The following is a 22,251-nucleotide window of genomic DNA, read 5'->3' as shown; positions in this document are numbered from 1 at the left end:
TTAGAATAATGTTAAAACAAGGATTTTTTATCGAGAAATTATGAACATATTTTTAACTTTCATTTTTATTGAGTAGCTAATTTTAATGTTGCTAAATTTTCTCGCATTACCGAAAAGTAATCATCTCCTTTTTTTATTTCTTTATTTGTTAGACCTTCAATGGGATTTAATGTTAAAGATTTTGCACCAATAGTATCTTTAACTGTTTCTGCTACTTTTGGACTTACTAAAGTTTCAAATAATATATAATTTATTTGCCGTTCATTAGCAAAACTTATTAATTCTTTAAGCTTTTTAGGAGATGGCTCATCGGATGGAGAAATTCCTGTAATCGCTATTTGTTCCAATCCATATCTATTAGTCAAATAACCAAATGCATTGTGCGAAACTATTACTTCTTTTCGAATAGGATTAGATAATGCTTCAGTATATTCTGAATTTAATTCATCAAAGTTAACAGCAATTTTGTTAAAGTTCTCTTCATAAACAACTTTTCCATCTGGGTCCAGTTTAATTAGCTCTTCCTTAATAACTTCAGCTATTTGCTTAGCTCGTATAGGATCTAGCCAAAAATGGGGATCGTATGTTTTATCTTCCTGGCCTTCTTTATCATTTGGTTCCGTACTCTCACCAGTTTCTCTTAAAGTCAATAAATCAACATATTCACTAGAATTAATAATCTTTTTATCTTTCGTATCAATACTTTTTATCGTATCTGTTACCCAACTTTCATACCCAGCACCATTGTATATAAATAAATCAACTTCATTTAGATTTGCCAAATCTTTTGGTGATGGTTCATAATCATGTGGCTCAATACCCGGTTGCACAAGATTTATAACTTTAGCTCGGTCCCCTGCTATCTTAGTTGTAAAATCATATAAAGGGTAAAAGCTGGTCATTATTTTTAAACTTTCATCAGCAGTTTTTTCATTTGTGTTTTGGTTGTTATTACAAGCAGCCAAAAAAATAACCGATACAACAAACAAGATAAAAATTTTACTTTTAAACATGGTTTCTCCTCCAAGATTCAATCTTTAAAGTAAGTAATTCTAAAAAAAACATTAACCTAATTAACACTTCTTTAATCAAGTTAATGTTTAAAATAATTTAATTGTATGATTGGATTGATGATTTATATTGAAATATAATCGAGTGGGTTAATAGCATTCGATTTGGATGTATTCCACTGACCTTTATGAAGTTCAAAATGCAAATGCTGACCAAAAGATTGTCCAGTGTTCCCCATAATTCCTACTTGTTGCCCTTTGGAAACAGGTTCCCCTGTCTTAACTACTCTACTATCCATGTGCGCATAAACAGTTGTATAGACCTGACCATTAATTGAGTGAGAGATAAAGACTACATTACCGTAACTTGTGGAATAATAAGATCTACTAACAACCCCATTAGCAGCAGCAACAATTGGCACATCAGCACTGTTAGCAATATCTATACCAGCATGAAACTTGTTCCATCTTTCACCAAGAGTGGATGTTAATCGTCCTTGAGCTGGAGTTGTCCATACCCCTTTGGTCTTTTTAGAAACATTTGTGTTCGCTTTAATACTACTAGAAGTACTATTTGCTTCATTTTCTTTTTTAGTAGCTACTTGAGTTTTCTTCTCAGATTCTATTTTTATAGCTTTTTCGATAGCTTCCTCTTGAGAATCAAGTAATGAATTTTGTTCTTCTAAACTTAGTTTTTCATTTTCTAAATCTTCTTCTTTGTCCTTTAGAGATTGCATAATATCATCTTTATTTTTCTTTTGTATATCTAATTCGCTTTTTAGTTTCTTTTGAGACTCTCCATAATTTTCAAGTTTCACTAACAGATCTTTTGCTTCATTTTCCTTATCTTCTAACACTTTTTTATCATCCATATGTTGTTGGATTAAATCCTGATCTGCAGTAATTATTGTTGTTACCGCACCCGCTCTATCTAAAAAATCACTAAAACTCTGTGAGCCTATTAAAACATCCAAATAGTTAATAGTCCCAATCTCTTGATAAGATCGAGCCCTTTCTTTTAACAACTCTTCGCGTTGTTTTATTCGTTCCTTAAGAGTTTTTATTTCTTCATTTAATTTTTGAATTTTTATATTTGCATTTTTTATATTTTCATCATTTTCGCGTATTTTACTATTCGTTTCTGTTATTAACATATCTAAACGTTTAATCTCATCATTTATTTTATCTTGTTCTGTTTTTATGTTATCAAGCTCTTCCTCTGCTTGTTCTAAACCATCTTGGACTTTACTACGATTTTCTAGTATATTGAGTTTTTTATTTTGTAAATCTTCCTCAGAAGATGCTAATGCAATAGAAGTTGTATTAGTTAATGCTAATGAGGCTGCAATTCCGAACGTTATAACAGATGTCTTAATCAATAATTTACTCATTCGAATGTCCTTTCTTTATCAATCTCTAATAACAAGCAAAATTATAACATCACTTTTTGTCGAATTTGGAGATGAAAAATATTACAATTATATTTCACTGTAATATTCTGATAAAATTCAAGGAGTAATTTACCACTAAGAAGTTCATAATAAAACTTTATTCACTAACATAAACGTTTGGTGAATCACACATTTAACTCCCTGCATAATTTCTTCATATAATTGGAGTATTATAAAAAATATAAAATAAATTCAGGTGACCTAATGAAAAAACTTTCCATAAAACTAGGGATTCTATTTTTCATAATCATTTTTGGCTTAGAAGCATTTATGTTTTCTTATCTTCATAGCTCTTTAGTTAATGTGAGAATTGAGGAAGAGCTATCCGCTTTACAAGCAAGGGGTAATTCTCATAGAGATATTCTAGAGAAACATTTTGAAGAAGATTCCATTAGTCACGTTATTTTAATGGAATCAGAAGCTTTTACTGATGTAGTAATTGTTAATCAAAAAGGTGATATTTTGGGAACATCTTTTGACAATAATAATTACAAAAAATATTTAATTCAGCAAAAAAAGGAACTAAAGAGTGAAGGGAAAGTTGTTGAAGATGACTGGAAAAATAAACCTTACATTATTACTTTAAGTCCGATAATGCAAAAAAATGAAACTATAGGATATGTCTATATGTACCAAGAGACAGCATCCATTCATGCTTTAATTGGAAGGTTAAATGAACATTTTGTTCTTGCTGGTATAATTGCCCTTCTTTTAACTTTTGTTGTGATTGTACTTCTTACTAGAGCATTGACTAAACCACTCGTAAAGATGAAGGAAGCGACTTATCAAATAAGTAAAGGTAATTTTTTAGTGGATCTCCCAAGGACAAGTAATGATGAGTTAGGTGAACTAGCAGTTTCCATAAAAGAATTAGCTAGAGACTTAAATTTCTTAAAGAAAGAAAGAAATGATTTTTTAGCAAGCATTTCCCATGAACTTAGAACACCATTGACTTATATAAAGGGTTACGCAGATATTTCTCTAAGAAAAAATATTGAAGAAGAAGAAAAAGAAAAGTACTTACAAATTATTGTAGAAGAATCAAATAGACTTTCTTCTTTAATAGAGGACTTATTTGAGTTAGCCAAGATTGATAAAAATACATTTCTCATTCAGAAACAACAAATAAATTTAAATGAACTATTAGTAAAACTACAAATAAAAATGTTGCCCGCCTTTAAAGAAAAAGAAATTGATTTAACAATTTTTTGTCCTAAAACCACTTCTTTTTATGGAGACCCAGCAAGAATGGAACAAATTATATTCAACTTATTGGATAATGCTATGAAGTATTCTCCAGTGAGGAGCAAAGTAGAAGTTATAGTTAGATTCAGAAAAAAAGAAACGGAAATAACGATAAAGGATAATGGAAAAGGAATACCGGAGGAAGATCTCCCTTATATTTTTAATCGTTTTTACCGTGTTGATAAATCAAGAACAAGGTCACTAGGTGGATATGGCCTAGGATTATCGATTGTCCAAGAATTGGTTCAAGCACAAGAAGGAACAATAAGAGTGGAGAGTAAGCTTAATATCGGAACTACATTTATTCTATCTTTTAAAAATCTTGGAGGGGAAATCAAATGAAAAGCATCTTAATTGTAGATGATGAACAGCAAATGCTTGATTTAATTGCTCTATATTTATCACCACTAGGCTATAATTGCAAAAAAATAAGTTCTGCGATGGATGCTTTACTTTATTTAGAATCGAATACCGTTGATCTTATTTTATTAGATTTAATGATGCCTGAAATGGATGGCTGGGAAGCATGTATAGAAATAAAAAAATACTGGGACACTCCAATTATAATGCTTACTGCAAGAACAGATAAAAAGGATGTTGTAAAAGGCTTAAATACAGGGGCCGATGATTATATATCCAAACCTTTTGATGGGGAGGAACTTGTTGCTAGAATAGAAGCAGTATTAAGAAGAAAAGGTAATAGGTCGGAACTAATACAGTTTGACGGTCTAACCTTAGATCAAGAGTCCTTTGAATTACACTATCATATGAAGAATATATCTCTTACTCCTAAGGAATTTGCACTCATGAAGCTTTTTCTCCAAAACCATAATAAGGTGTTCACAAGAGATCATCTTATACACTCCATATGGGGGCATGGGGTAGAAACAGAAGATAGAACTATAGATTCTCATATAAGAAACTTGCGTGATAAACTTAGGAAGGCTGGTTTTCCATCAGAGGAATATTTATTAACAGTATGGGGCGTAGGATACAAGTGGATTGGAAAAGAATCTGATTGAAGAACCTCTTTATAGAGTATTTACCAGGAAATCCTATAATAATAGCCGCTGTCACTATAATTGCAAATATTATAATAGCAATTTCTGGAGTTCTTCCTAGTGCTTTTCTTACTACTATAAATATTATTTATTTTGATATAAAATTAGCAATTATTATTTCAATAATTGGTGAATCATTAGGTGCTATAGTAAGTTTTATCTTATATCGTAAAGGGTTAAATCGCTTTACCACTAAGTCTAAGAAAAAAAGTCACTTCTTAAAAAAGTTACAAAGCACAACTGAATTTAAAGCCGTAATACTTATAATCCTGTTAAGAATTCTTCCTTTTATTCCTTCGGGTGCAGTGACATTAACCGCAGCATTAAGTAGCATTAGAATTATCCCTTTTACTATAGCTAGTACAATAGGAAAAATTCCATCGCTTCTAATTGAAGTTTATTCCATTAATAAGGTATTCAGTATCAATTCATCTGGATGGAAAGAGACAATAATATACACCTCGCTAATCCTGTTATTACTATATATTTTAAAGTATTTTAGAAACAAAAGGAAATTAAAGCAATAAGTTAAAAATGGAGATAAAGACACTTATCATATAAAAAACAACAAAAATAGGCTTCCGAAAACCAGGAGCCTATTTTTCATCTTACATTATCTCACTTTTTTAAATTCCTTCCTTCTTCTATACCAGAATAATAGGACAGCGGCAATAAAGAATATCAAAGAAATTACTTGTGCAACACGTAAGTTAGCTGTAAGCATTAAGCTATCCGTTCTTAACCCCTCAATAAAAAACCTACCAAAAGAATACCACATTATATAACCTAAAAATAGTTCTCCTTTTTTAAGGGTAATAATTCTTCTAATAACAATTAATAAAATAAATCCAAGAATATTCCATAAGGATTCATACAAAAAAGTGGGTTGATAGTATGAACCGTCAATATACATTTGATTAATAATAATATCCGGCAAATTTAAATTCTCCAGAAAATCTCTAGTAACCTTGCCTCCGTGAGCTTCCTGGTTCATAAAGTTCCCCCAACGCCCTATTGCCTGACCTAGTATTAGACTAGGCGCTGCAATATCAGCCAATTGCCAAAAGGATAAACCTTTCTTTTTTGCAAAAAACCAAGCAGTTAATGACCCTCCAATAATAGCTCCATGTATGGCAATACCACCTTCCCATATTGCAATGATATCCCCTGGGTTTTCTGAGTAATATTCCCACTTAAATAAAACATAATAAATTCGCGCACTAAGAATGGAAATAGGTATAGCCCATAATAAAAGATCCGAAAAAGTGTCTTTAGGTAGTCCTTGTCTTTTAGATTCTTGGGTAGCAAGAATCCAACCAAGAAGTAAACCAGCTCCAATAATTATGCCATACCAATAGACAGTGAAAGTTCCAAACTCAAAAGCCACTCTATTAAGCGGTTGAATATTCTCCACAAAGATTCACCTCGTTTTTATTTTTAGTTAATAAATTTTTTTAACTTTCAGGTATCTTCTTCCTTCTTATACAAAGAAAATACGTCATGCTGATTGCGAACACACTTAACCAGAAAGTAAAATAGCCTATTTGCGGAATATAATTGTCTAATACGCTGTATCTTGGCATCATTTTAAATAGATAATCAATCACATCATTATGAAGAGTCCAAATTGCAGCAACTACTAAATGCCAACCTTTTATTTTATAGGAATTTTTATATAGTAAACCTTGGATTGCCATTGCTCCATGGGAAAAAATCAGCATGTAACTAGACCAATCTAAATAACCTATTTCTATCAGAACTAATAAATTCATTACAACTGCCCATATTCCATATTTCATTAGTGTTACTATAGCTAGTGCCTCAAACAGAGGTAAATTAGTTTTCAAAAATAAAGCAATTAATACAAAAACAAAAAACAAACTAGCTGTTGGGCTATCAGGAACAAAAATTAGATATTTATTAGGTGTAACTGATAGTTGGCCTCCATACCATATAAATCCATATAACGTGCCTATAATATTAACAGCTAACAGAATAAACAATACCTTTCTATTTGTAAGTATTAAAGTAAAATTCAAATGATTCACTTCCTTTCCAATAGGTTATTATCATTAATTAGCAGTAAAATGCGGCCTTTTAAAGGCCGCATTTTACCCTGTTTTATATCATTTATTCTGGCTGATTATTAGCATTTTCATCTGGAGTAAAATTAGGCTGAAATCCTTTATATTTAACCATTGTTACCATACCTGCAGAAGCATGATGTAAATCATGGCAATGGAATAGCCAATTCCCAGGGTTATCAGCTTTGAAAGCTATCTCATACTCATCACCGGGTTCTAGATTTACAGTATCTTTAACAATTGATGCACCCTCAAGTTTTTTACCGTTTTTACTTAAAATTTGAAAAGATGTACCATGTAAATGCATAGGATGGTCTTCACCATTAGAGTTATTGACAATCTTTACTTTTACAAGGTCACCTTCTTTAACCATAATATTTTCTGTATTAGGGAAAGCTTTTCCATTAATTGTGTAAGCCATATTATTATCTAATACTTCTGTATTTAGGTTCATTGTATATTCAACATCATACTTCTGATTTAGAGTGAACTTACCGTCTTTTGAAGAACCATAATTTGTGTATGTGAACTCTGGAAGTTCTATATCCTGATTCGGTTTGTCAGTAGATAAGGAACTACCTTCATATTGTAATTTCACTTTCATTCCAGCTGTTCCTTCCATATTTCCATGACACTCCAGATACCATTCTCCTGGGTTATCTGCTACAAACTCAATATCATACCGTTCACCTGGCGATATAGAGATTAACTGATTTTCTATTACTTCAGGGTTTTCTATTTCTTGCCCATCAACCGCAACTACCTTAAATTTCTGACCATGCAAATGCATTTTGTGTGTCATATACCCGATATTAGCTAAACGGAGTCTTACCGTCTCACCCTCCTTCAATTTTAAAGGCTCAATACTCTCACCACTTTTCCCATTGATTGTAAAGATGTCATATGCGCTCATATCATCCATCGTCATGCTTGCGCCATCATTACTCGAATCCATATCCATACCTTCCATTTCATCACTTTCACCCATGTCCATACCTTCCATATCGCTCATATCCATACCTTCCTCTGGATTACTCATCCATTCGTCGAGCATTAACGTATAATCACGATCGTATGTTTTTTCTTTGGGTTCAACAATTAAGGCACCATATAGACCTTTATCAAGTTGATTAACACCGTCTTGATGAGTGTGATACATATAAGTACCAGGAGTTTGAGGTGTAAACTCATAAGTAAATGTCTCACCTGGTTGTACAGCATTTTGAGTAACTCCAGGTATACCATCCATATTATTTGGTAGAACAATACCGTGCCAATGTATAGTTACAGGGTCGGGAAGTTCATTTATCAAGTTGATTTTTACTTTTTCCCCTTGCTTTACACGAATTTGAGAACCTGGTACCGAACCATTAAAAGTCCAAGCATCTACACTAATATCTTTTGTTAATTGATGAGTTGCCTCTTTTGCGACAATGGTAAACTCATTCCCTTTTAAGATTTCTGTCTCAGTTGTTTCTTCTGAAGAAATCTTCTCAGCCTGATTTTCAACATCTGCTCGATTTATACTCTCGTTTTGTTTATTTGAGCATGCTGAAAGGATTAATAATAGGAATCCAATTAATGCTAGTATTTTTAATTTCATACTCTCTCCTCACTTTCATGAATTATGATATTAAAAATAATTGAAGATTTTATGCATTTTATATGAACAAAAGTTCATAAATTTTAGAAGTTATAGTCTAACAATAACTAGAATGTAAAGGTAGAAATATAAAACAGCAACAAAAATGCAACAGTAGTTGCCCCTAAATAAAACAAACAACCTGCAGATTATTTGCAGGTTGTTTTTATCCATTTATTTATCTAATAGGTCTCCATTTGCGAAGAAATAATGTATTTCCTACAACGGACACGGAGCTAAAAGCCATAGCACCACCGGCGAGTATTGGATTTAATAATCCAATGGCTGCAACCGGTATGAGGATGATATTATATGCAAATGCCCAAAACAAATTCTGGCGTATTTTTCTCATCGTTGATTTGGACAGAAGAATTATATCGACTATCCCCATTAAATCCCCGCGCATTAGCGTAATGTCCGCTGCCTCCATTGCAACGTCTGTACCAGTTCCAATTGCAATTCCTACATCAGCAGCAGCAAGTGCCGGAGCATCATTAATTCCATCTCCAACCATCGCAACAACTTTTCCTTCTTTCTTTAGTTTTTCTACCTCGGCAGATTTATCTTCTGGCAGAACTTCTGCAAGCACTCGGTCTACACCAACCTGGTTGGCAATTGCTTCTGCTGTAAGTCGATTGTCCCCCGTAATCATTATGACTTCAATTCCTAATTTCTTTAAAGCCTTAATGGCATCCGAGGATGTTTCTTTAACAGTATCTGCTACAGCAATTATGGCTGCTAGACTGTCATCAATAGCCATAAGCATAGCAGTTTTTCCTTCACCTTCGAATTTTTCCATAGTATCAATAGAAGCATTAATATTTACATTATTTTGGGCCATAAGCTTTTTATTACCGATTAATATGTTTTGATTATTGATACTAACTTCAATCCCATGCCCTGGAATAGCATTAAAATTGTTAGCTTTTAATAAATCTATTCCTTTTTCTGTTGCACTGTTAACAATTGCCTCTCCAAGTGGATGTTCCGAACCTTTTTCAGCAGTTGCAGCAATTTGTAATATTTCATCTTTAGAAAGGTTACCGTAAGGAACAATATCTGTTACATCAGGTTCACCCTTAGTAATAGTACCGGTTTTATCTAACACTACAGTTGTTACTCGCTGTGAGTTTTGAAGGTGTTCAGCACCTTTTATAAGTAGTCCATTTTCAGCACCTTTACCAGTACCTACCATAACAGCAGTTGGCGTTGCTAATCCCAATGCACACGGACATGCAATAACAAGTACAGCAATAGTACTAACTAAAGCCGGGGTAAATCCAACAAGTGCGAATGTAATACCAAAAGTAGCTAGAGCTATCACAATGACAATAGGAACAAATACTGCTGAAATTTTATCTGCAACTTGCTGAATTGGCGCTTTGGATCCTTGAGCTTCTTCTACTAGCTTAACAATTTGAGAAAGGGCAGTATCTTTCCCAACTTTCGTTGCCTGGAATTTAAATGAACCATGTTTATTCATAGTGGCACCAATAACATTATCCCCAGCTTTTTTACCTACAGGCATACTTTCCCCTGTTAACATGGATTCATCAACTGTTGTATTTCCTTCTATAATTATTCCGTCAACTGGTATTTTTTCGCCTACCCGAACAATAATAAGTTCTCCTGTTTGAACATCTTCTAGTGGTATATCTATTTCTACACCATTTCGAATAACTCTAGCCGTTTTTGCCTGTAAACCCATTAATTTTTTTATGGCTTCTGAGGTTTGACCTTTAGCCCTTATTTCAAGTAGCTTTCCTAATACAATTAGAGTCATAACTATAGCTGCTGCTTCAAAATAAAGATATTGCCCAGTTCCCATTATAGTAACAACTAAACTGTATAAATAGGCTGCAGACGTTCCTAGTACTACTAGGACAGCCATATTAGCACTACCTCCCCGAACTGAGTTATAAGCATCGCGGTAATAATGACCCCCAACATAAAATTGAACTACAGTGGCTAGTAAAAATTGAATCCAAGGATTTAAGTGAAAGAACCCTCCATTTCCGTACTCCATCATAAAATCTGATATCATCATGACTAAAAAAGGTATGGATAAAATGGCACCAACAATAAATTTTATTTTTTGCTTTCTATAAGCTTTTTCTCGAGTACTCTGTTCATAATCTCCTTCATTTTCACTAACTAATTTTGCATCGTAGCCAGCTTTCCTTACCATATTAACTAATTGATCTACATTGGTACTTCCAGGGATATATTCAACACTAGCTTTCTCTGTAGCGAGGTTAACATTAGCATTTTTTACTCCGTCTACCTTATTCAATACTTTCTCAATACGAGTAGCACATGCAGCGCATGTCATACCTATAATATTTAAATTTACTTTTTCTTGTTCAACCCCATACCCTGTTTTGTTAACTTTTTCAATTATCTCTTCAATTGATACTTGCGAAGGATTATAGGTCACTGCTGCCTTTTCAGTAGCAAGATTTACATTTGCTTTTTGAACACCTTGCACTTTTGATATGTTTTTTTCGATTCTAGTAGCACATGCAGCACATGTCATTCCAGTAATATTTAGTGAAACACTTTCATTATCATTAGTATTAGGTTTAGGCTGTGCTAATGAGCGATTATCTGTTTCCATTTTATACCCTCCTATAACTTTCGATTTACCGTTATCAAACATTTTCTTAATGTTACACAAACTAGAGTTTATATTCTTATTTAATTTGTCATAAAACATTTATACCCTACGGGGGTATAAATGTTTTATAAAGAGAGGGCAACCGTTATTTTAAAACGTTCGCCCTTGTTGCATTATTGTACATCATAACCTTGATCATCGATTGTTTCCTTAATTTTATCTAATGTTAATACTTCTTTATCAAACTCTACAAGAACAGTTCCGGTTCCAAGGTCAACTTTTACATTTGATACACCATTGAGCTTACCTAAATTGCCTTCAATTGAGTTAACGCAATGATTACAAGACATACCTTGAACATTTAAAGTTACTTTTTCCATATTTATCTTCTCCTTTTACTTTTTCATTAATTTTTGTATTGTAATTAATACTTCATCTACTACTTCTAGGTCACCTTCTTGAATACGCTCAACAACACACTCTTTCAAATGGCCCTCAAGTAAAATTTTTGCAACACTATTCATAGCTGCTTGTGTCGCAGAAATTTGAGTTATAACATCATCACAATAAGTATCTTTCTCTATTAATCCTTTTATACCTCGTATTTGACCTTCAATCCGATTTAACCTGGTGATAAGATTTTGTTTAACCTTATTGGAGTGATGGCTTTTTCGCTCACTTGAAGTGGAACAATGAGTTTCCTCTAAAGATTCATCATTATCTAAAACGGATGCCATTAACTATTTCACCTCCACAAGCACATTATAGTATACCCCCGTATCCTATGTAAAGCCTAAATTTAAATTTTTCCTTTTTTCTTCTCTGTTTACTAATTATTATGTTTAACAATCATGTATTTTTGCTAAAAAAATTCAAATACATATGCAATATACAAAGCATTTAAGTGGATAATATATAAAAAAGTACGCTCTGAAAACCGTTTAAAGCGTACCCTTTCATTAAATTTTATTGTTAAACATTAGTATGTGCATTTAATTCTGATGTCAAACAAATTTCCTTGTGATGGTATCCGATTAATATATTACTAAAACCGTTTAAATCTTTTGCATCCATGAAATTGACAAAAATTCCATTATATACTGAATGTCCTACTTCCTCTTCATAAATCTGTACATCCTTGTTATTATTGGGTATCTCTATTTTATCTGGAATATCAACCAGATTCCAATTTTTACTTGTCTTTTTATTGTCACTTATAAGAACTACTTCCTTTAATTTTTCTTCACTATTAACTGCTGTATTTGTTTTTTCACTTAGAGTGGACATACATCCTGCTAAGATAATGATGATAAATGAAAGAAGTGTTGTTATTATTACCCGTTTAACTTTCATTCTCTTTACTCCATTCGATTATTTTACTTGCTTAATATAGATTAAAACATTGAAGAAAGTGTGGATTTTTTATCTAACACAAAATAAAGTGTTTTACAGTAACCAACTAGCTACTAAAAGCTAATTAATTATTTACTTCCTCTACTTCTCTATAATACTCACTAAACACCTCGGCAAATTCATCAACCGTGTTGAAAAGTTCCTGCTGCTTATTATCCACCCCTCCAAATTCTAAGAGGATAGAATTACTTGATAAATCTTGATTATATACCCCATTCCCTTCATCTTTACTTTTCACAAAGACTCCCCTACTAATTCCAGGAATATCATTTTCTAATCTTTCATTTAGATCTTTTGCCAATTTGAGATTTCGTTCATAGTTTTTATTTTCCTTTCCAACTACAAAGAATAATCTTGCATATTCAATACCATTAAACTCTAACGTAGTAATCTTTCTTGCCTGTGAATCCCTATGTATATCAATAAGATAAACTAAAGACTTTTCCTTAGTAGTAGCTTCTTGGACGATTTCTCTTGTTAAACTATAGGATTGAGCGTAACTCCAACCCTTTTTTTTAAGTTCTGCTGTTACATTGGTAGTACTATGTTCAGCTCCTATCCCCCTCTCTAATAATTCATTTTGCAATTGGGTACCCACTTGGATTACATTTTTCTTTTCGTCCAAACTAGACGCCTGATTTGGATCTGTAATACCTGAAAGTTGTGGTAAAAATGCTTCCCAACTATGAGAATGGTATATATATACAACATTTTTATTAGAAGCTTCGTTCTTTGGAGATTCTATTTTGTCTTCATTGGAACTGCTATTATTTTCATTTGTAAGAATATCCTCATTAGGAGGCGGAGACTCTATTGGTAGCGTTGCTAGATTAGTCCCTTTCCCTGCAATAGCTATCTCAGTATTAAATTGCGAAAATCCTACTAATTCTCTTCCTAAAAAAGTCCTTATATCTTCAGGCCAAATATTTGAAGTAAGCCAAACTACGCCGTTTAAAATAGATGGTTTTTTAATTTCTTCGTTAACATCTGATAGTTGAAACTGTCCAATTTCAAATAAAGAAGAAAGAATATCTGCATCTAGTTGCTTAGTAGAAACAGAAACAATGTCTGATGAAAGTTTTATATCTGATTTCAGATAATTTATTAGGAAAATACTAAAATACATGACAATAATAATAGCTAGTAGATAACCATTTAATATTCGTATCATAATTTTACCTCCCTATTTGATAGTGGTATCTACATATTTATATGTAATAGTTTCATCAGTAGTCTGCATGTTTTCTGCACATTCAAAGAGACAGGTATTTTAAAGATTATATAAAAAATGGCTACTCATTATGGTAGCCATTTTTAAAAGTTTCAATATTCTTCTGTTATAATAGGGCTTCCAATTGTTAAATTATAAGTGTCTTGAAGCTCTTTATTTGTCCTTATACCAAATTGAATGTTAAATTTGTTTTTTTTATTACTAGATAAATAATCCTTCCACGACTTGTTATAAGCAGTAATTGAAACAAAATCATCTTCAACTAATTTTTCAATAGAGTTTGCTGTAAATTTTTTCAAAAGTAGCGTTGAAATTTGTTTAATATTTTCTTTCTTTCTTACTAAAGCCTTAACAGTAAAAAAGTAGTTTTCTTTCTCATCTAGTGATTTCAAAACATTTTGGTATTCCTCTTTATTCCAATCTGTGCTTTTATAACTATAAGTTTCTAAAATGTTATATTTATCATTTTCATTATATGCAGTTAAGGTAATTAACTGCTGGATATTTTGGTCTTTTAATGTACCAGTTAACTTAATATGATGATTTTTATCTTTCTCAACTTCCCAATTAAACTGTTGATATTTTTTCTTTAATTCAGATTCTCTTTGATAATATATATTTAATGAAGTATTACTCTTCTTTTCTTTTTTCGTGTAGATAGACCATTGAGAAATATCAGCATTAATTGATTGAAGATTAACTATGGTTTTTAATAATTTATCCTCTTTTCCAGAAACCTTATAATTAAAATAAAAAAATAAAGAAATTAAAAGGACAGAAGCAGTTATATAGATAATTGTTTTCTTCATAAAATATCCCCCTTTAGTTTCATAGTGTCCTATATTAATTACTTTTATACCTTAATATCTTTTAATCTATAAAATTAAGTAAACTAGAAAAATATAAAAAAGGTAATAGAGTCGCTCTATTACCTTTTCTATCAAAGACGTTCCTTGATCTGATCTATTCCAATTCGGTTAACAAATTTATAAAACTTTTCTCTTTTCTTTCCTTCATTAATATATAATTCTAATATTTCCTCAACCTTTCTATATAGTTCCTCTGGTGAAAGTTCCTTCATTAATAATGTTCCTATTTCTGCATCTTTTCCAGTTGCTTTACCTCCTATATAGAGGGAGTAAGTATCTTTTATTTTCATTATTCCTATATCGTTAACTAATGGTTCACCACAACCAACAGGACAACCAGTATATGCAGCTTTTAAGGTAAATGGTACCTCTCTCCCTGCAATTATTCTGTTCAATTCCTGTGCTATAGGCATCCCTTCTTCCTCAGACCCTTTACAAAAATTACATGTACGTAAGCTTTTTACATAATTACCTACAGGATAACAACTTAATCCACTCAGTCTAAATTCCTGCATAATTTCAGTAGCATTACTTTGGGGAATCTCCAAGTATATTTGTTGAAAGGTAGTTAATTCTACCTCTTGATCCTCATCTAAATATTTAGCCAAAAGCGCTAATTGTTTTGCATTTAATTTAGCTCCAAACTGGATACCACCGTTGACTGCAATTTTTATCTTTTCAACGCTCATATTTTCCAACTCCCACATTATTATAAATGTAAAAAAGGCTACCAAAAGATAGCCTTTTTTATTATTCTACTGGAGATAATTCACTTTCCGTAATCCATTGGTGGTTCGTTACTTTTTCTCCACCTGTGGTTGGGGTATAATCTACCATATAAACCGTTGTTTTTTCTGCTGAATCGATTGTAGCCTTTGCCCCCTTCATGCCTTCCATATGGTCTGCGTTGACTATAACTTCTGTACCTGGCTCAATTGCTTCATCTCCAGCGTCTTCAATTTCCTCTTGAATTACCCATTTATGATTTGTTACTTTTTCTCCACCTGTTGTTGGAGTATATGAAATTGTGTAAACAATTGTATCGTAAGCACCTACGATTGTCGCTTCTGCTCCATCCATACCTTTCATATGGTCTGCATTGATTATTGCATTACTTCCAACCTCATATTTAGGCTTTTCAGCGACTTTTAGACCCTCAGGAACTTCTCCTGAACCCGACATATCCATGCCTTCCATATCATGAGAAGACATATCCATTCCCTCTTCACTTTTGTTTGAGCTATTTTCGTTGTTATTGTTTGAACAAGCAGCTAATAATAAGACCAATAGTGTTAAGATTAGACTGCTTTTCATGAAAGTTTTTTTCTTCATTTGAATTCTCCTTTTTTTCTTGTTCAACAATTAGATGTTCCTCATAAAAAGATGAAAAATATTTATTGGTATATTGACTGTTTCTGCTCCTTCCTATTTTATTTTCCCCTATTTTACAAAGAAAAAATGCAAAAAATATGCAGAAATTTAATATATCTTAAATCAGGAACATTCTTATAATACTAAATAAGAGCAATAATGGAACGACTGAAAAAATAAAAGCCCAAATTCCTTGTGTATCTTCTTTCCTTTGTAGCTTTGTATATTTCTTAAAGGAAATTTCTCCTTTTGCAAATTTCATTCCATTTTGATTTGGCTTTATTACGTATTCTTGATCGTAGTTATCTTTCAAGACAACATTCGTAATAAGGGACTTTTCATCCCAATTAGAATCTAGGAAGACATCTATGTTGTTATTTGAGTAGATTACTCGGTCAAATTTATATATGGAACTTTCCTTTATCGTTTTACTTACTTTATAAGCCTGTTCTTCAACAAAATTGTTTGTTAAGCACATATTTGAACCACACCTCTTAATTAATTAGGTTTTTTGGAAATGTTTAAAAAACTTTTTCACCAAATAATGTTACATATATTATATGTTTATTAATGTCCCATTTACACTATGGAATTTAAAATAGGTACAGTTTCATGAAAAGCTTTTATTAGCCTTTAATGCTAAGAATTACCGAAAACAAATTTGTTAACCATTAGAGGATTCAATCAAAGAGTCTAAATTTTTATTTATAAAGGAGTTATATTATGACTTTTACTTTACTTAAAGCAATTGATGAATATAAAAATGACCCAGAATCTGTTTACCAAACCTGGTTTATAAATAACAACGATAGACTAAAGGCATTTCGTACGATAAAAAATGCTATAAAAGTAGTTATTAAGGAAATAGAGAATAACACATTTCCTTGTGATTTTAAGGGTTCATCCCTTGAAGTAGCTATTTCAGCAATTGCGGAACAAAAGCAAATCTTTGAGGGCGCAGCTCATGCTTTTTATTGGAAGCCAAAGTTAAGAATACCTGATATTTATGAAAATGAAGATAATAAAAAAGCCTTTGGTCAATTTTTAAAGGAAACATTGCTCTATAATCAAGAAAAACAACTAATCTATAATATTATGAAACTTCAAGAAAAAAATATAAAAGGACTAGGTCCTGCAGTAGGTAATATTTTATATTTTCTTCACCCTACTATTTTCCCGCCTTTCAACACTAGCATTGTTAAAGGTTTTAATATGATATTCAAACAAAAAATTAAATTAGGATCATGGGAAGATTATTTAACGATGCGGGAAATTATGATGGAGTATAATAATAACCATAACCTAGTCCTATCAAAAGATTTAGGTGCACTAGCAGGATTACTATATGAGATAGGTTCTGGCAGACAAGTTATTCAAGAAAACCACACTCTACTATTACAGGATATAGATAAAGTTAATAAAAAGCTAAAAAAAAGACATGAAGAAATTCAAAAGGAATTAGCCGAAGAGAATGAACATACTGAAATGCAATATTATTTAGCTAAAATAGGGACGACTCTTGGTTATAATGTGTGGATAGCAAAAAATGACCATAAAAGAGAATGGAAAGGATATAAATTAGGCAACTTTTCTATTCCCCATTTAAACTTAGAAACAATTTCAAGTGCTGTTAGTGAAACGATTTCTTTTATCGATGTTCTATGGCTTAATGGTGAAAATAAAGTTATAGGTGCATTTGAAGTAGAAAAGTCCACGTCTATATACTCTGGAATTTTACGCCTACAGGATTTGTCTATGTCCTTTAACAATGATAAGTCCAGATTTTATTTAATTGCTCCAAATAAAAGAAAAAAAGAAATTAAAGCACAATTATTAAGACCATCCTTCCAACATGACAGTATGTGTAAAATTTCTTATATTCTATTCTCGGATTTAAGAGAAGACTGTGAAGCTATGTGTAAGTTTGGAGTTAATATTTCTGTATTCGATAAGATATCAAACTAAATCATAATCCTATAAGTTATACTTGTATGTATAACTTATAGGATTTTTTACATTTTATTAAGAAACCATTTTTCTACAGAATTCTGCACATTTAAAGCAAGATTCTGCGCATTGGAGACAATGTTCATGATGACTGTGCTTTTTACATTCTTCCCCACACTTTTCACAGATATCCGCACATAACAAACATATTTCCTTTACTAATGGGCTATTAGACTGCATTGCTTTTGCGGCTAAACTACAGATATCCGCACACTCTCGATCTAATCTAATACAACGAGCCATCATTTTAATATCTTCTTCATTTAAACAAGCATCAAAACAAGAATTACATGCTTTCATACATTCCAAACACGCTTTAATACATTCTTCGTAGTTCATATTCATTCTTTTCCCTCCTATTAATTTATACAAGAATATTATTCCCATGGATTTAATAAATAAACTGCATAAAAAGTGCAAACTTTTTATGCTTAATCTGCAAAATTTCTACATACTTCACTTATATAATCCTATTTAAAACCTAATTCAAGTTAGAATAGGAGAGTTTTAATGAATAACATTTTGTTAATTGGAGCAAGTATTGAAGAAAAGTGGAATACTCTATTAACAAGAAATGGATATAATTGTATCGGACCGATAAATATTGAAGAAATTCCAAATTACATTTATTCTCCATTAATTGATATTGTTTTAATATATGATGAACATTTATCCATAACAGTGGAATCAATTTGTATAAGTATTAATAAAATTTCTCCTGCTTTTATCATGGTAATAAGTAGCAATATAAATTATTCACTTGTTAATATTTTAAAAAGTGGGGCAGACGTTTGTTTATTTGAACCAATATATGAGGACGAGCTAATTGCCAGAATCAACTCATTATTGAGGCATAAGAATAAATTAACAAATGATATATTTACTTACAATAACTTAGAATTAAATATAAAAAAACGGAAAGTACATTACAGAGAGAAAATAATTCCACTAAGTCAAATAGAGATAAAGATTTTAGAAATGCTGATAAAAAATGATAACAAAGTTTTGTCCACTGATTTTTTAATAGATAATATTTGGGAAGATAACAAAATAAGTGCTCAAACGCTCCGATCTTATATTCGTAATATTAGAGATAAAATTAGAGATGCTGGTTTCCCTGTAGATAAGTATTTAATTACTGTTTGGGGAATGGGTTATATATGGAAGTTTGATTAATAATTTCTCAATATATCCTTTTAATTGAACAGGAAAATAAATTCGTGTGTCTTGACATTATATATAAATAGCAGATATGATTATTCTAACAGAACCCACCACGCCTCTTAACGTATGTTAACGCGAACCAAGGTGGGTCATTTTATTTAAAGGAGAAATTTAATTTGAATACTGAAATTAATAGACCTCAAATTAAGTAACCTACTACATATAAAGAACAAATTGAATTGTTTAAAAAGAGAAATTTGCACATAGACGATTCTTAAAATACCGAAAATATACTACAAAGAATAAATTATTATAGATTAACTGCTTACGGACACACCTCTAAAGATCCACATAATAAGGAACAATATCTAAAGGAATCAACAACTAGTAAAATGTACTCATTTTATGAATTTGATAGAAAGTATGGGAGTTTTGGAATCCATTGAGATTGCATTTAGAACGCATATCTCTTATGAGATTGGTCACAAATTTTGCTTTCTTAGATACAAACATAAGGATAATTTCATTAATGAAAAGTTCTATCAAGATTCTTTAGATGAACTAAATTCACTAACTATAAAAAGTTGAAAAGTCGAATTATTTATTGAGCATCATTTTAGGAAATATGATGATAACCTTCCTATTTGGGTAGCTTTGGAAATGACCTCATTTGGTTTTCTGTCAAAATTTTATAGAAATCTAAATGAAGATCTAATAAACCATTTAGCAAAGATTTATTTTAATGTCCCATACCTTTACTTAGATAGCTGGTTACAAACATTATCAAATGTCAGAATTGTTTGTGCTTTTTATGGACAATTATACAATAAAAAATTACCCTTTAACCCCCTACTGTTCCGAGAAGATATAAAGACAATAGATAACCTTTTTATTTTTGCTGCGATATATATCACACAAAGATTGTTAACGGAAACAGATTTATTACAGATCTAGATGCACTTGTATCTGATTATGAAGAAAATTTAGACTTTTATTGAATTGGTTTTCTGCCAAAATGGAAAAATATTTTAATAAAAGTGAATACTAAAAAACAAGCGATTTCTTCCATATTATTCGGAGTCTTTTTATTTTCTAATTTTTGTTTTTAACTAAAACTCTCTATAAACAAACGCATATTTCTTAAATATACGAAGAAAATGAGCGTTAACTCCTAAAACAAGCGTTAATCCTTCTTAGATTAAAAATATGATATAATAAAAAAAACGTCTAATCCCATATATACCAAGGGTTTAGACATTTTTATTTTTAAGAAAATATAAGCGTTTATGTTAATTTAACGCAGACTTGTAGATTGATAAACTTTATTATAACTCCCTCTTTCGTCTTAGGAAATTTCTATTTATAGCCGTCATTTAAACCCACAATAAAATAACCTATCTTAATTCAATCGAGAATGATTTGAGTAAAATCCTGCAAAATCTCGATATCTACAAGTTCGACCTCTTAGCTTAATATCATATTGATTATTATCTTTCATAAAATTTATTTAAGCTAATTTATATTTTCATGGCTAAATCAATTTTTGTTAGAAATTATTATTAATATACGTAGATAAAATTGCCCTACTACAAAGTAATAGGGCTAGAAGTTCTTAGCTGTAAAGGTTTATATCCATCCACTTTATTTTATGTAAATACCTTAGAAAAAGCAAGCTGGTCTTTTTAACCTTTCTGTATGTGACTAAACATTTTCTTATTCTTTCTATTTACTGATAGATCAATTGTTAAGAAGGCTACTACTTGGAGCAAGTGGACAAGACTTATTCAAGGGATGCTGTACTACCACGGGTTTAATCCTAAAGGCATTATGAAAAGACACAGTAGCAGCTGTGAAGGCTTTTCAGAAGACAAATGGTCTTATTGTAGATGGTGTTGTCGGGCACTGGACTTTTGAAAGATTATTTTAATACAATATAAGAACGAAAAATCAACACTTGTTTCGCGTGGATTTTTCGTTCTTATTTAATTTATTCACCATCACCGTAAATTTCTTCTAACTCAAAGTTGATTGAGTCAGCTTCAATTAAATAAGGTTGGTTATTAGCATTATAATGTAGAAAACCACTCACGAAAATCAATTGATTATAAACATCTTTTTGCTCAATTGAGAATTCTTCTTTATTTAATCTAAGTTCTATTTCATCTAAACTATTGTTGTCGTATTTAAAGGATCTTGCAATTAAAGAGTAGTAAGTTTTATCACTGTCAACAGTGTACTGTTTAATAAATGCTGTTCCTTCAATAAATACTTTATTTTGTCTCAGTCTTTGTGCCCTTTGCTTTAAATAACTACGTGTATTTTTATCGGTTTTCAATTCTTTAAAATCTCTTATCTGATTACCTTCAAAGGATATAAAATCAATTGACGATCGAGAACTTGGAGCCAATTCTTGTGCGTAATGAATTAGCTTAATTACGTCATCTTCATCGTATTCTTTAGTTAGCTCACGGATAAACGTATCATCGTTTGCTGATGCTAAAGCTTTAAAAAGAACAGTAATACTTTTATCAGTTATATCATTAATTGTTTGAATCTGTTTTAATTGTTCTAAAGTGTTATCTTTATTTTCAACGTTGAATAAAGTCGGCTCTATGATTTGATCTAAGTTATTTGATACATTATTTTGAAGACCTAATTTTAAACTACCTTTAGCTGTAGCAGCTAGTTCGAAGGTTGGGAAAAAATTATTTAGTTCATTGGCAACTTCAAATTTCTTTTTTACTAATCTTGCACTATGTCTAACAGCAGTGTTTAATTTCTTTAAGTACGAACCAACAACGTTAATTGGACCTGTACCATTGTGGAAACTTTTACCTTCTATTCTTATCCATAAATCAAGAGGGTCTATTTCACTTTTAATTGAAAGTTCAGTTTCAGTTTCTAATTTTAGTAGGTACTCTAAATGGTTCTCAAGATTACTGATCATTTCTTTTGCTGAGTAACTATAAATTTTTAATAATATAGGTTCTTCTGCATATTCTTTTTCAATTCTTTTTAAGTTTTGCTTTGCTTCTTTTAAACTATTTATTGCATCTTTAATGTCATGTTCTCTTTCGGATACCATT

23 protein-coding genes and 1 pseudogene are annotated in these 22,251 nt (G+C 31.2%); 8 read left to right on the top strand and 16 right to left on the bottom strand.

Going from position 1 to position 22,251, the window contains the following annotated elements; all coding sequences use genetic code 11:
- Window positions 1–65: 65 nt before the first annotated feature.
- Together M3600_RS22915 and M3600_RS22910 are read right to left on the bottom strand one after the other, a co-directional pair.
- Entirely contained in the window at window positions 66–1,013 is a 948-nt protein-coding gene (locus M3600_RS22915) for a metal ABC transporter solute-binding protein, Zn/Mn family (protein ID WP_248562652.1), read from the bottom strand.
- Window positions 1,014–1,135: 122 nt separating this feature from the next.
- Complete coding sequence (locus M3600_RS22910) at window positions 1,136–2,401, bottom strand: murein hydrolase activator EnvC family protein (protein ID WP_251647726.1); 1,266 nt, start codon at window positions 2,399–2,401, stop codon at window positions 1,136–1,138.
- A gap of 264 nt (window positions 2,402–2,665) precedes the next feature.
- Between M3600_RS22910 and M3600_RS22905 the strand changes: the two genes are divergently transcribed.
- The 3 genes from M3600_RS22905 to M3600_RS22895 are packed head-to-tail and all read left to right on the top strand — an operon-like array spanning window position 2,666 to window position 5,294.
- Window positions 2,666–4,048, top strand: a complete 1,383-nt coding sequence (locus tag M3600_RS22905) for a sensor histidine kinase (RefSeq protein WP_251647725.1) — start codon at window positions 2,666–2,668, stop codon at window positions 4,046–4,048.
- A complete protein-coding gene (locus tag M3600_RS22900; protein ID WP_248562649.1) occupies window positions 4,045–4,728 on the top strand; it encodes a response regulator transcription factor in 684 nt (227 codons plus the stop codon). The genes M3600_RS22905 and M3600_RS22900 overlap by 4 nt, the downstream gene beginning before the upstream one ends.
- Window positions 4,725–5,294, top strand: coding sequence for a VTT domain-containing protein (locus M3600_RS22895; RefSeq protein ID WP_251647724.1), 570 nt, complete (start codon window positions 4,725–4,727; stop codon window positions 5,292–5,294). Before M3600_RS22900 ends, M3600_RS22895 begins: the two co-directional genes overlap by 4 nt.
- A gap of 86 nt (window positions 5,295–5,380) precedes the next feature.
- Here M3600_RS22895 and lgt read toward each other — a convergent pair whose 3' ends face one another.
- The 12 genes from lgt to M3600_RS22835 form a co-directional block, all read right to left on the bottom strand.
- Window positions 5,381–6,181 carry a prolipoprotein diacylglyceryl transferase gene (gene lgt, locus M3600_RS22890; RefSeq protein ID WP_220459912.1) on the bottom strand — a complete coding sequence of 267 codons (801 nt, stop codon included), beginning with the start codon at window positions 6,179–6,181 and terminating at the stop codon, window positions 5,381–5,383.
- Window positions 6,182–6,221: 40 nt separating this feature from the next.
- Window positions 6,222–6,806, bottom strand: coding sequence for a lipoprotein heptaprenylglyceryl N-acetyltransferase LhaT (lhaT, locus tag M3600_RS22885; RefSeq protein WP_248562647.1), 585 nt, complete (start codon window positions 6,804–6,806; stop codon window positions 6,222–6,224).
- A gap of 91 nt (window positions 6,807–6,897) precedes the next feature.
- A complete protein-coding gene (locus tag M3600_RS22880; protein ID WP_182103153.1) occupies window positions 6,898–8,454 on the bottom strand; it encodes a multicopper oxidase family protein in 1,557 nt (518 codons plus the stop codon).
- A 217-nt stretch (window positions 8,455–8,671) separates the two neighbouring features.
- Complete coding sequence (locus M3600_RS22875; RefSeq protein WP_182103154.1) at window positions 8,672–11,110, bottom strand: heavy metal translocating P-type ATPase; 2,439 nt, start codon at window positions 11,108–11,110, stop codon at window positions 8,672–8,674.
- Window positions 11,111–11,283: 173 nt separating this feature from the next.
- On the bottom strand, window positions 11,284–11,490 hold the full coding sequence (gene copZ, locus M3600_RS22870; protein WP_182103155.1) for a copper chaperone CopZ: 207 nt from the start codon (window positions 11,488–11,490) through the stop codon (window positions 11,284–11,286).
- Window positions 11,491–11,505: 15 nt separating this feature from the next.
- Window positions 11,506–11,847: a metal-sensitive transcriptional regulator gene (locus tag M3600_RS22865; RefSeq protein ID WP_016204441.1), complete on the bottom strand. Its 342-nt coding sequence runs from the start codon at window positions 11,845–11,847 to the stop codon at window positions 11,506–11,508.
- 235 nt (window positions 11,848–12,082) lie between these two features.
- Window positions 12,083–12,463, bottom strand: a complete 381-nt coding sequence (locus M3600_RS22860; RefSeq protein ID WP_182103156.1) for a hypothetical protein — start codon at window positions 12,461–12,463, stop codon at window positions 12,083–12,085.
- Between the two features lie 124 nt (window positions 12,464–12,587).
- Entirely contained in the window at window positions 12,588–13,694 is a 1,107-nt protein-coding gene (gene spoIIP / locus M3600_RS22855; protein ID WP_182103157.1) for a stage II sporulation protein P, read from the bottom strand.
- A 152-nt stretch (window positions 13,695–13,846) separates the two neighbouring features.
- On the bottom strand, window positions 13,847–14,563 hold the full coding sequence (locus M3600_RS22850) for a YwmB family TATA-box binding protein (RefSeq protein ID WP_016204444.1): 717 nt from the start codon (window positions 14,561–14,563) through the stop codon (window positions 13,847–13,849).
- A gap of 131 nt (window positions 14,564–14,694) precedes the next feature.
- A complete protein-coding gene (locus M3600_RS22845) occupies window positions 14,695–15,312 on the bottom strand; it encodes an NAD(P)/FAD-dependent oxidoreductase (RefSeq protein WP_251647723.1) in 618 nt (205 codons plus the stop codon).
- A gap of 61 nt (window positions 15,313–15,373) precedes the next feature.
- On the bottom strand, window positions 15,374–15,955 hold the full coding sequence (locus M3600_RS22840; protein WP_031539950.1) for a YdhK family protein: 582 nt from the start codon (window positions 15,953–15,955) through the stop codon (window positions 15,374–15,376).
- 157 nt (window positions 15,956–16,112) lie between these two features.
- Window positions 16,113–16,472 carry a hypothetical protein gene (locus tag M3600_RS22835; protein ID WP_016204447.1) on the bottom strand — a complete coding sequence of 120 codons (360 nt, stop codon included), beginning with the start codon at window positions 16,470–16,472 and terminating at the stop codon, window positions 16,113–16,115.
- Window positions 16,473–16,717: 245 nt separating this feature from the next.
- Between M3600_RS22835 and M3600_RS22830 the strand changes: the two genes are divergently transcribed.
- Window positions 16,718–17,959: a hypothetical protein gene (locus M3600_RS22830; RefSeq protein ID WP_182104102.1), complete on the top strand. Its 1,242-nt coding sequence runs from the start codon at window positions 16,718–16,720 to the stop codon at window positions 17,957–17,959.
- A 57-nt stretch (window positions 17,960–18,016) separates the two neighbouring features.
- On the opposite strand, the gene M3600_RS22825 is transcribed toward M3600_RS22830, so the two are convergent.
- Window positions 18,017–18,346 (bottom strand): four-helix bundle copper-binding protein, encoded by a 330-nt coding sequence (locus M3600_RS22825; protein WP_016204449.1) that lies wholly within the window; start codon window positions 18,344–18,346, stop codon window positions 18,017–18,019.
- 165 nt (window positions 18,347–18,511) lie between these two features.
- Here M3600_RS22825 and M3600_RS22820 point away from each other — a divergent pair, with 165 nt between their 5' ends.
- From M3600_RS22820 to M3600_RS29425, 4 genes and pseudogenes are all read left to right on the top strand, one after another.
- Entirely contained in the window at window positions 18,512–19,177 is a 666-nt protein-coding gene (locus M3600_RS22820) for a winged helix-turn-helix transcriptional regulator (protein WP_251647721.1), read from the top strand.
- A 278-nt stretch (window positions 19,178–19,455) separates the two neighbouring features.
- Window positions 19,456–19,611, top strand: coding sequence for an Abi family protein (locus tag M3600_RS29435; protein WP_396953840.1), 156 nt, complete (start codon window positions 19,456–19,458; stop codon window positions 19,609–19,611).
- 157 nt (window positions 19,612–19,768) lie between these two features.
- Window positions 19,769–20,119: an Abi family protein gene (locus M3600_RS29430; protein WP_396953839.1), complete on the top strand. Its 351-nt coding sequence runs from the start codon at window positions 19,769–19,771 to the stop codon at window positions 20,117–20,119.
- A gap of 892 nt (window positions 20,120–21,011) precedes the next feature.
- Window positions 21,012–21,092, top strand: a pseudogene (locus M3600_RS29425) (peptidoglycan-binding domain-containing protein); the annotation flags it as partial.
- Between the two features lie 60 nt (window positions 21,093–21,152).
- Here the strand turns inward: M3600_RS29425 and M3600_RS22815 are convergent.
- The gene (locus tag M3600_RS22815; protein WP_182104105.1) at window positions 21,153–22,250 is read right to left on the bottom strand and encodes a hypothetical protein; all 1,098 of its coding nucleotides are present in this window, start codon (window positions 22,248–22,250) and stop codon (window positions 21,153–21,155) included.
- Window position 22,251 lies beyond the last annotated feature (1 nt).

The sequence above is a fragment of the Niallia sp. MER 6 genome, from assembly GCF_023714395.1.
GTDB lineage: Bacteria > Bacillota > Bacilli > Bacillales > Cytobacillaceae > Niallia.
This window is presented reverse-complemented; position numbering and strand designations above follow the sequence as displayed.